At 67.5% G+C, this 9,246-nt stretch carries 4 protein-coding genes, 1 tRNA gene and 4 pseudogenes; 5 read left to right on the top strand and 4 right to left on the bottom strand.

Annotation, left to right across the window (positions count from 1 at the left end):
• Positions 1-661, bottom strand: a pseudogene (locus tag P1P70_RS34550) (arginine--tRNA ligase); the annotation flags it as partial.
• 409 nt (positions 662-1,070) lie between these two features.
• Positions 1,071-1,556, bottom strand: a pseudogene (locus tag P1P70_RS34545) (response regulator); the annotation flags it as partial.
• A 123-nt stretch (positions 1,557-1,679) separates the two neighbouring features.
• Here P1P70_RS34545 and P1P70_RS34540 point away from each other — a divergent pair.
• From P1P70_RS34540 to P1P70_RS34520, 5 genes and pseudogenes are all read left to right on the top strand, one after another.
• A tRNA-Arg gene (locus tag P1P70_RS34540) sits at positions 1,680-1,751 on the top strand.
• 1,044 nt (positions 1,752-2,795) lie between these two features.
• Complete coding sequence (locus P1P70_RS34535; RefSeq protein WP_319244892.1) at positions 2,796-4,412, top strand: hypothetical protein; 1,617 nt, start codon at positions 2,796-2,798, stop codon at positions 4,410-4,412.
• Positions 4,413-4,439: 27 nt separating this feature from the next.
• Positions 4,440-5,120: a restriction endonuclease gene (locus tag P1P70_RS34530; protein WP_319244890.1), complete on the top strand. Its 681-nt coding sequence runs from the start codon at positions 4,440-4,442 to the stop codon at positions 5,118-5,120.
• A 27-nt stretch (positions 5,121-5,147) separates the two neighbouring features.
• Positions 5,148-6,558, top strand: a pseudogene (gene metE, locus P1P70_RS34525) (5-methyltetrahydropteroyltriglutamate--homocysteine S-methyltransferase).
• A 227-nt stretch (positions 6,559-6,785) separates the two neighbouring features.
• Positions 6,786-7,559 carry an NYN domain-containing protein gene (locus tag P1P70_RS34520; RefSeq protein WP_319244887.1) on the top strand — a complete coding sequence of 258 codons (774 nt, stop codon included), beginning with the start codon at positions 6,786-6,788 and terminating at the stop codon, positions 7,557-7,559.
• 316 nt (positions 7,560-7,875) lie between these two features.
• On the opposite strand, the gene P1P70_RS34515 is transcribed toward P1P70_RS34520, so the two are convergent.
• Both P1P70_RS34515 and P1P70_RS34510 read right to left on the bottom strand, forming a co-directional pair.
• Positions 7,876-8,286, bottom strand: a complete 411-nt coding sequence (locus P1P70_RS34515) for a hypothetical protein (RefSeq protein ID WP_319244886.1) — start codon at positions 8,284-8,286, stop codon at positions 7,876-7,878.
• Positions 8,244-9,246: pseudogene (locus P1P70_RS34510) on the bottom strand (tetratricopeptide repeat protein); the annotation flags it as partial. The gene P1P70_RS34515 and the pseudogene P1P70_RS34510, both read right to left, overlap by 43 nt.

Raw genomic sequence — 9,246 nt, 5'->3', positions numbered from 1 at the left:
GGTCGATAGGGGTGGAGGACGGAGCGGGGGTGGGGTCCGCTTCCGGTTCGCCGGGCGGCGGCGTGGGCCGACTGTGGTCCTCGGCACCAGGCTTCAGGGGCGGACCGGGTTCTCCGGAACCGCCGAGGCAGATGTCGGCCTGCTCCGCGGCGGCATGGGGCCGAGCGTGATCGACCTCGACGCGACCGCCCTGGCTGGCAACGATCCGTACGAGCGCGTCCGCGACGACCTCGGCGCGGATGTCGTAGGGGATGCGCAGCCGGACGACATGCCCCGCGAGGGTGTCGCTGTGGCCGTAGGGGAGAGCATTCTTTGCGCCCTCGTCGCCCTCGTCGTCGCCCTGGCCCTGGATCCGGCGCACCAGGGCGACGAATGCGGCCTGGTCGAGGTGGATGTTGAGGAAGCCGGGCCCGGTGATCTCGACGGCGGCGACTCCCTCGGTACTGCTGAGGTGGGGACGCAGTATCTCGGCGACCTGCAGGGGAGGCCGACCGGCGGGTCGGGCCAGCTGCAGGGCGATGTTCGTCGCGTAGTCCCCGCGCCCCCCGGGACCGGGCGGTGTGACGACGGCGCGTGCGGGCACCGCCACGCTCAGCTCTCCCTCGTCCACAGCACGACGCACCGCGCGCAGCACGGTGCGGGAGAGCTCGACGGGGGTCACGGGGACAAGGGTATGGGAGGAGGGGGGTGGATATGCGAGCCGGTTTACCTCGGGGTCCGCGATGTGGACGGCCGGGGCAGCCCGCGAGGGTGGACATCAAGGGAGGTCCCTGAGATGCCGGACTCCCCACACCCGACTCTCCACACCCGACTCTCCACACCCGACTCCTGCCGCCTGCCGCCTGCCGCCTGCCGCCTGCCGCCTGCCGCCTGCCGCCTGCCGCTGGAACGCCTCGAAGTCAACTTCCGGTACGGCCGGCGCGCTGTGCACACTCGGGATGGTCGCCCCCGTGGCCCACACCGCTGGCCGTGGACCCGCCGGAGGCGGAGGGGGGAGCCATGGCCGCGCCGGAGGCGGCGGTGGACGTTGCAGTGGACGTTGCGGTGCCGGAGCCGACGCTGGTGGGAGTGGCGACGGCACCGTCGGCTCCGTTGCCGACGCCGTCCGACGCCGCCTCACCGCTCCCGCCCCGCGCTTGCTCGACCAACTGCCTTACCAGGGCGACGAGTTCACTCGGCTCGAAGGGCTTGGCGAGGAACGCGTCGACGCCGACGTCGAGCCCGGCCTCAACCTCGTACTGGGTGCAGGCACTGACGATGGCGAGCGGAAGGCGCCGCGTCCGCGGGTCCCCGCGGAGCTGGGCGGCGGTACGGAGACCGTCGAGCCGAGGCATGACGACGTCGAGGGTGACGAGGTCGGGTCGCACCTGATGAACGACGTCCAGGCACTCGGCACCATCGGCCGCGGTCACCACCTCGAAGCCCTCCAGCTCGAGGTTGACCCTGATCAGCTGCCGGATGACCTTGTTGTCGTCTACAACAAGCACCCGGCCGGACGCGCCTGGCACAACTCGAGAGTAGGTCGGCACCCACCGCCGCGTCCGGGTTTTCCCCACTTCCACCCCCTGCGGGCGGTCCGGGGCCACTCAACCCCGCCTCCACCCCCGCAAAACCCGTTCATGATCTCCCTAGGAGAGCTGGTAGGGTTCTACCCGTCGCCGCCGAACAAGGCCCGACACGCCCCCGTAGCTCAGGGGATAGAGCAACGGCCTCCGGAGCCGTGTGCGCAGGTTCGAATCCTGCCGGGGGCACTCCGGACCAAGGCCCTGACCTGCAGAAATGCAGATCAGGGTTTTTGTGTTCACGCCAAAACGCACACGGTCTTTTGACCGTTGCTCGTTTCCGGCCCCGTACCGCCGCGAACAAGAAGGCCGCCCCTCTCGGTTGACGGATTTCCGCAGGTCAAAGCCGCCTCTCGAGACGCTCGGCAGCCACATTGACGGCAAATTTCCGAACCTGGCGCGGATCTGGGGATACACGTGGTCTTCACGCCGAGAGCCGCTTCTGACCTGCCTGAATGTGGCTGACGTCACACGGAAACGTAAGCGGTCTGGTGGGTCGTTGCTCGTTGGCCTCAGCACTTGGCCAGCACTTCACAGGACGCAATCGTCCGCCGCGACGGAACAACTGATCTAGCTCGCCGGGGTATGGCTGGGTGACGCGCCACCGACGGCAGGCCCGCTGGCCGAAGAGGAAGAGAGCCGTTCCGAAGGCGGGCCGACTGACCCACAGCCGCTTCGGCGTCAGGGGAGGGCGAGTAGGGTGACGAACCCGCAGGTGGGCGCGCCACCTGAGCCGCCTGCCTGATCAGCTGCGGGGGTTGGATGCCTGCCCCGAACTGCGCCATCGCAACTCATCCGCGCCTTCGGCGACATGCTGACCCAGAAGACCGATGTCCTCCTGCCAGCCTGGAGGCTATCGCGGCGGATCTGCCCGGACTGACCGGCTTCGCCCGCGGACTGACCGGCGACCTCGATGCCGTCACCGCCGGGCTCGCGCTCCGCTGCGGCTCTGGCGGCACGGAGGGCGCCGTCAACAGAATCAAGATGTTCAATAGGCATCTGTTTGTCCAGCCGAGTTCGGTCTATTCAGGAAGATGATCCTGTTTCCGTGACCGACCCTGACGGCTCCCCCGCGCTCGCTGAAAGAGCCCAATACAAAGCAACGCCGCAGGGGCGTCATCCCGCATGTGAGGATGCCATGGTGGGAGACGGGAGGCGCCCGGTATGGCAATCGAGTGGGATCGGCTCGGACAGCCGAGTTTCGACCGTCACGTCGAGGCGCTGCTGTACCGCATGTTCGACGGCAGCAGTGGGCGCGTGATCGCCGTCAACGGCCGTGGCGGTGACGGCGGCATCGATGTACAGGTCACCACCGACGCCGGCCTGCGGATCTTCCAGCTGAAGTACTTTCCCGACGGATTTCCCGGATCTCTCAAGAGCCGCAGGACCGCGATCAAGAAGTCCTTCAAGCGGGCCATGCAGCACGAGCCGGTGGAATGGACGCTCGTGGTGCCGTGCACGCTGACCACGTCCGAGCGGACCTTCGTGAACAACCTTCCCAACGGCCAGCCTGTGACGGTGTCCGTCCTGGACCGGACAGGTCTCGACGGCGGCTTCGCCGAACACGCGGACCTGGAGGCCAGCTTCACCCGCGACCAACTACGTGAGGCGGCACGGGACTTCAACCAGGAGCAAGCTCTGCTGCTCGGGGGAAACGATCTCGTCGACCGGGTCCGCGCCCTGGGCAGGCGGGCAGACAACATCGACGCTGACTGGACGTGGGACTTCGCCCGCCGCGGCAAAAGCGTGATCAGGACGCTGCGTGCGAAGCACCCCCTGGCCCACGAGGTCAGCCCCATCATGTTGCGCGTTACGGGGCGGACGGACGCGATGAGCACCGATCTCACCGCAGCGATCACCCGGACGCTGGGGTTCGGCATCGCCGAGGAAGTCATCCTCCCCCCGGCGGCAGTGGAGAGCTTGACGATCGACGGCCCGGCCTGGCTGTCGGAGACCGTCACCAGCCCCATGCTGGTCTGGAAGCCCGTGCCGACTGCCGCAGGTGCTGGAACTCCTGTCGAGGTCACCTTCCTGGACACCGGCGGTGCGGTGGCCGCGCGCTATGCGGGCCGGCTCAACACCATCGGCTCCGGCGGCCTGGGCGCCTCGATCGACGCCGACATCTACGGTGCCCGGCTGCAGATGATGCTGCCTTTCGACAACACCGCGGCCGCCACGTTGCGCTACTCCTTCGACCTGGAAGGCCGCGAACCAGCCGAAGCGATCAAGATCCTTCGGCTACACCAACGGCTGCTCCGGGGCGGCGACCTACGAGTCACTGTCAACGGCCAGCACGGCGGTTCGGGAATGCTCCCTTCCACGGAGACTGCCGACGACATGCGCCAGGTGGAGCGCCTTCTGCTGTATCTCGCTGATCTGGACGTCGTACAGCGCCACTGTGAGGCATACTTCCCGGCCCCCCTCACATACACGGCCCAGGAGCGCGTTGACCTCCGCGTGGCCCGACTTCTCATCGAGGGACGGTGCGTTGCCCACCCCTACGCCCGGACCCTGACCTTGACCCTCAACGGCCAGGACGATCCGACGGCGCGCCGCCTCCTGAGCGTTGAGCCGCAGGCCCTACGGATAAGCCCACCCGGCCATGAGGTCACCATCGGCGGCCGAACCCTCGACATCGGTCCCGTCCACCTCTTCCACACCCGCCTGACTATCGAAAACGCCCGCGAGGCGTTCGCCGCGCTGCGCAATGGCCAAGGAGCGGGCAAGAAGATCGTGCTCCGCCCGGACCACGGCGAGCACTTCCGGGTCTTCCTTGCTGGCAGCAACGACCACGGCCAACCGCTGGCTCCTACGCCCCTGGGCTTGGACGGTCTCACTGAACCGAGGTGAGGCGAGGCAACGGCGTACGGAGGAACGATGGCAGTACACACCGGCAAGAACTATGAGCGCCAGATCATGCGCCACTTGACGGAGCAGGACAAGGACGTGGTCTTCGAGCTTGATATCAAGATTCCGGCGCGTGTGACCGGAGACCTGCGTCAAATCGACGTGTGGCTGCCCAGGTCCCGCGAGATCATCGAATGTAAACATCACGCCCGGCCTGTGGATGTCGGCGTCATCGACTCTCTCATCGGCAAGATTGATGACGTGGGCGCATCGAGCGGGAGAGTCTTCAGCCACAGCGGATTCACCAGGGCCGCAAGAGCACGAGCGGCGAAATCCGGTATCGGATGTGAGACGTTGGCATTTGAGGACACTTACGATGTGTATCCAGAGCGGAGCGGCAAAGGCTACTACTTCGGCGACTACATCGACCTGTGTCTTGCTTCGACAAGCCAGTGCGACAGCTATGGGCGCATCAACTACGCAGACGGGGACGGCAACGACTGGCCAGTCTGCGTCGGTCACAGTGTCGATTGGCATAACAAGCAGATGCACAGTTTCATTTCTTACGTCCTTATGACCCATTACCTGGGCCGGCCTCCGGCAGAAGAGGCCGTTGCGTTCTTCTTCGAAGAGTACGGGAAGCGGTTTGAAGCGGGCCTTGAGTGGCGTATCGATGAGGGCGAGGTCTCTCGCATCGCCTTCGCCGTGTAATTCCCGGGCGCGCAGGGCGGCGGGGGTATGGGCACGGTGAAGTCAATGCGGGACCCTGGGTGTTGGCCTGGCCAGGTCGGGACTCCTCCGCTGGCATATTTCCGCAGCTCAACGATCCGCGACTGGGCGTTTGATGGTCTCACTCCCCAGCAAATATTGACCGCACCTTGTCGTGGGCATCAGGAGGGTCGCCCATCGAGAACATCCCGCGTGACCTGCACTGATGCCTGCGCTGGCTCGCCTTCGCCCGTCAGAAGACCACCGAGGGCGTCACCCTCGCCCGCGGCCTGCTCAGGGGACGGACACGATTGCCGCCGAACTGGCCGCGAACCTCGCCGACCTCGCCTCCCGCGCGAACTCCGCACGAGCACGGTGACCGACACCGACACCCGACGCTCCCAGCCCTACCGGGAACGGGCCGCCGCTCAGCGCGCCCATCTGGGGCTGCCGCTGCTGCCGGCCACCACGATCGGTTCCTTCTCGCAGACAAGCGAACTGCGCACCGCACGCGCCGACCGGCGTGCGGGCAGGATCGACACGGTCGGCTGCGAAGAGCGCGTCAAGGCCGAGATCCAGGAGGTGATCTTCTTCCAGGAGAAAACTGGCCTGGACGTCCTCGTCCACGGCGAGGCCGAACGAGACGACAAGGTCCAGTACTTCGCCGAACAGCTCACCGGCAATCTCGCCACCCGGCACGGCTGGGTCCAGTCCTACGGCACCCGCTACGTCCGCCCGCCGATCCTCGCCGGCGACATCTCCCGTCCTGAACCGATGACCGTGCGCTGGACGGCATACGCCCAGTCCCTCACCGACCGGCCGGTCAAGGGCATGCTCACCGGCCCGGTCACCATGCTCGCCTGGTCCTTCGTCCGCGACGACCAGCCTCTGGCCGACACCGCCCGCCAGGTCGCCCTCGCCCTGCGCGACGAGGTGAACGACCTGGAGGCTGCAGGGACTTCGGTGATCCAGGTGGACGAGCCCGCGCTGCGCGAGACGCCGCCGACCGCCCGGCCTATCTGGCCTGGGCGACCGAGGCGTTCCGGCTCACCACGAGCGGGGTGCGACCGGACACCCAGATCCACACCCACATGTGCTACGCCGAGTTCGGCGACATCGTCCAGGCCATCGACGACCTCGACGCCGACGTCATCAGCCTGGAAGCCGCCCGCTCCCACATGCAGATCGCCCGCGAACTCGCCTCGCACGGCTACCCGCGTGAGGCCGGGCCCGGCGTGTACGACATCCACTCCCCCGCGTGCCCAGCTTGGAAGAGGCGGCCGGACTCCTGCGCACCGGCCTCGGAGCCATTCCCGCCGAACGGCTCTGGGTCAACCCCGACTGCGGCCTGAAGAGCCGCGCCTGGCTCGAGACCCGGGCCGCACTGAAGAACCTAATCGGCGGGGCCCGCACCGTCCGCGCAGAACTCTCCGCACGCTGACGGCAAGCCTGCCGGCCGGGGAGGAACCGCTTGCCGTCCTCCCCGGCCTCGGCATCGGAGAAGGCATCAACCCCATGTCTCTCGGTACCCCTAACACAAGGCCGGACAGCAACGATCCGGCTGGCTGTCCCGCCTGTCCGCACGGTTACCTCGCAGGGCGTTGGGCTTGGCTTGGACTCTGTGGCTCCCCCGCGGCTGCCAGATCGTCTGCGCTACGGTCGAGTGCTGTGGAGAACACTGCGAAACTGGCGGTCCTCATCGACGCCGACAACGCCAAGCCCTCGGCCCTGGAAGAGCTGCTGGCGGAGGTCGCCAAGTACGGGACCGCCCACGTCAAGCGTGCCTACGGTGACTGGACCGGAACCCATCTGAAGGGCTGGAAGGACCAGCTGTTGGCCCAGTCGATCCAGCCGATCCAGCAGTTCGCCTACACCACCGGAAAGAACGCCACCGACTCCGCCATGGTCATCGACGCCATGGACCTGCTGTACTCGGGGCGCTTCGACGGGTTCTGCATCGTCTCCAGCGACAGCGACTTCACCCGCCTTGCGGCCCGAATCCGCGAGTCCGGCCTGACCGTGTACGGCTTCGGGGAACGCAAGACGCCCAAGCCGTTCGTCGCGGCATGCGACAAGTTCATCTACACCGAGAACCTCAAGAGCGCCACCGCCCCGGCTGAGGCGAAACCGGCGGCGCGAGCCACCGCGGTCAAGCTGAAGGGCGACACCGCACTGGTCAACCTTCTTCGCCAGGCAGTGGAGGCAGCCTCCGACGACGACGGCTGGGCCCACCTCGCGAACGTCGGCCACATCATCACCAAGCAACGCTCCGACTTCGACTCCCGTACCTACGGCTACACCAAGCTCAGCGACCTCTTGGCCGCAACCACGCTGTTCGAGATGGATCGCCGCACTCCTGGCGGCGGGAAGACGACCGTCATCTACGCCCGCGACAAACGCCACACCGGTAACGGTCCCAAGCAGGCCATGCCAGAGGACTGATCTTCCGGCGCTGCTCAAACCCCCTGTCGCCGCCTGCGGTGTCCGGGTCCACCGACCGGTACACCATTGAAGGGCGGTCAGGGTGCCGTCGCGGAGGCGACGGCGGCATCCGAACTGCCCCGACCCGCGAAGTCAGCGAGGTAGATCAGCCGTTTGCGGCTGGTGATCCTGTTGGCTCATTCCCAAGCTGACTGTGCAGGTGGCGAGGGCGGTGGCGGCACGGGGCGCGCACCCGCGTCAGCCACCTTGCCTGCCTCGACCTCTCCCTCACCGCTTGGTCGGACAAGCCAGTACCTGTCGCAAATGACGGTATTCCCTACGATGTGCCGGGCGGTACGTGTCGGCTGGGCGAGACGTACACCGACGGTTGCCATGGGACTGTCGGCGTACCGTCTGGATCCAGGCCGTCCGGCCACAGTCTGTTGAATACCGCAGGCATCACCGCCAGGCGAGACAAGGCGTAGGTGTCACCCTGGTCGGCGGCCTGCCGGGCCAGGATCTCGGCGCCCTCCCGGTCCCCGGCGTCCTCCTGTATCACCGCCAGGCGGGCCAAGGCGTAGGTGCTGCCGTGGTCGGCGGCCTGCCGGAGAAGGGCTTTGGCGCCCTCCCCGTCCCCGGCCTTGTCCCGCATCTCGGCTAGGTGGTCCAGGGTGTTGGTGTCGCCGTGGTCGGCGGCCTGCCGGGTCAGGATCTCGACGCCCTGCCGGTCCCCGGCCTCCTCCCGCATCTCCGCCAGCCGACCCAGGGTGTAGGTGCTGCCGTGGTCGGCAGCCTGGTAGGCCAGGGATTCTGCGCTTCCCGGTCCCCGGCCTCCTCCCGCATCTCCGCCAGGAGTTGCAGGGCGTCGGTGTTGCCCTGGTCGGCGGCCTGCCGAAGAAGGAGTTCGGCGCCTTCCCGGTCCCCGGCCTCCTCCCGCATCTCCGCCAGGAAGCGCAGGGCGTCGCTGTTGCCGTGGTCGGCGGCCTGCCGAAGAAGGAGTTCGGCGCCTTCCCGGTCTCCGACCTCGTCTCGCATGATCACCAGGCGGTACAGGACGCTGGGGTCGCTGTGGTCGATGGCCTGCCGGAGAAGGAGTTCGGCACCTTCACGGTCCCCAGCCTCCTCCCTCATCGTCACCAGGAGGGATAGCGCGTCGGTGTTGCCGCGGTCGATGGCCTGCCGGAGAAGGAGTTCGGCACCTTCACGGTCCCCAGCCCTCGCCCTCATCACCGCCAGGAGGTACAGGGCGCCGGTGTTGCCGTGGTCGATGGCCTGCCGAAGAAGGAGTTCGGCGCCTTCCCGGTCTCCGACCTCGTCTCGCATCATCACCAGGAGAGACAGGACGCTGGGGTCGCTGTGGTCGATGGCCTGCCGGAGAAGGAGTTCGGCACCTTCACGGTCCCCGGCCTCCTCCCTCATCTTTGCCAGCCGGTACAGGGCATCGGTACTGCCGTGGGTGGCAGCGCGGTGGCGGAGGTGGTGGGCCCACTGCAGGCGGTGCCGGCTCTCGGCCGCTTGGGCGAGGTTGTTCAGGTCGTCGGGGTGGGTGAGGTGAGCGTGTGCGGCGTGCCAGAAGGAGGCGGGTGGGCACAAGTGCTTGCGGGTGGTGCGGCCGTGTTGGTCGAGGTAGTCGGCGAGCCGGAACTGCATTCCCGCCGCCTGCGGAGTGACAGCCGCCGCGGCCACGGTGGGGGCGGGTGGGCGCAGT

The organism is Streptomyces sp. MB09-02B, from assembly GCF_033794485.1.
GTDB lineage: Bacteria > Actinomycetota > Actinomycetes > Streptomycetales > Streptomycetaceae > Streptomyces.
The sequence above is the reverse complement of the archived record's forward strand: the minus strand, read 5'-3'. Positions and strand labels throughout refer to the sequence as shown.

Coding starts and splice junctions, on each gene's coding strand:
- P1P70_RS34535 (WP_319244892.1), top strand. CDS start 2,796: ATGTTCGACGGCAGCAGTGGGCGCGTGATCGCCGTCAACGGCCGTGGC.
- P1P70_RS34530 (WP_319244890.1), top strand. CDS start 4,440: ATGGCAGTACACACCGGCAAGAACTATGAGCGCCAGATCATGCGCCAC.
- P1P70_RS34515 (WP_319244886.1), bottom strand. CDS start 8,286: ATGCGGGAGGAGGCCGGGGACCGGCAGGGCGTCGAGATCCTGACCCGG.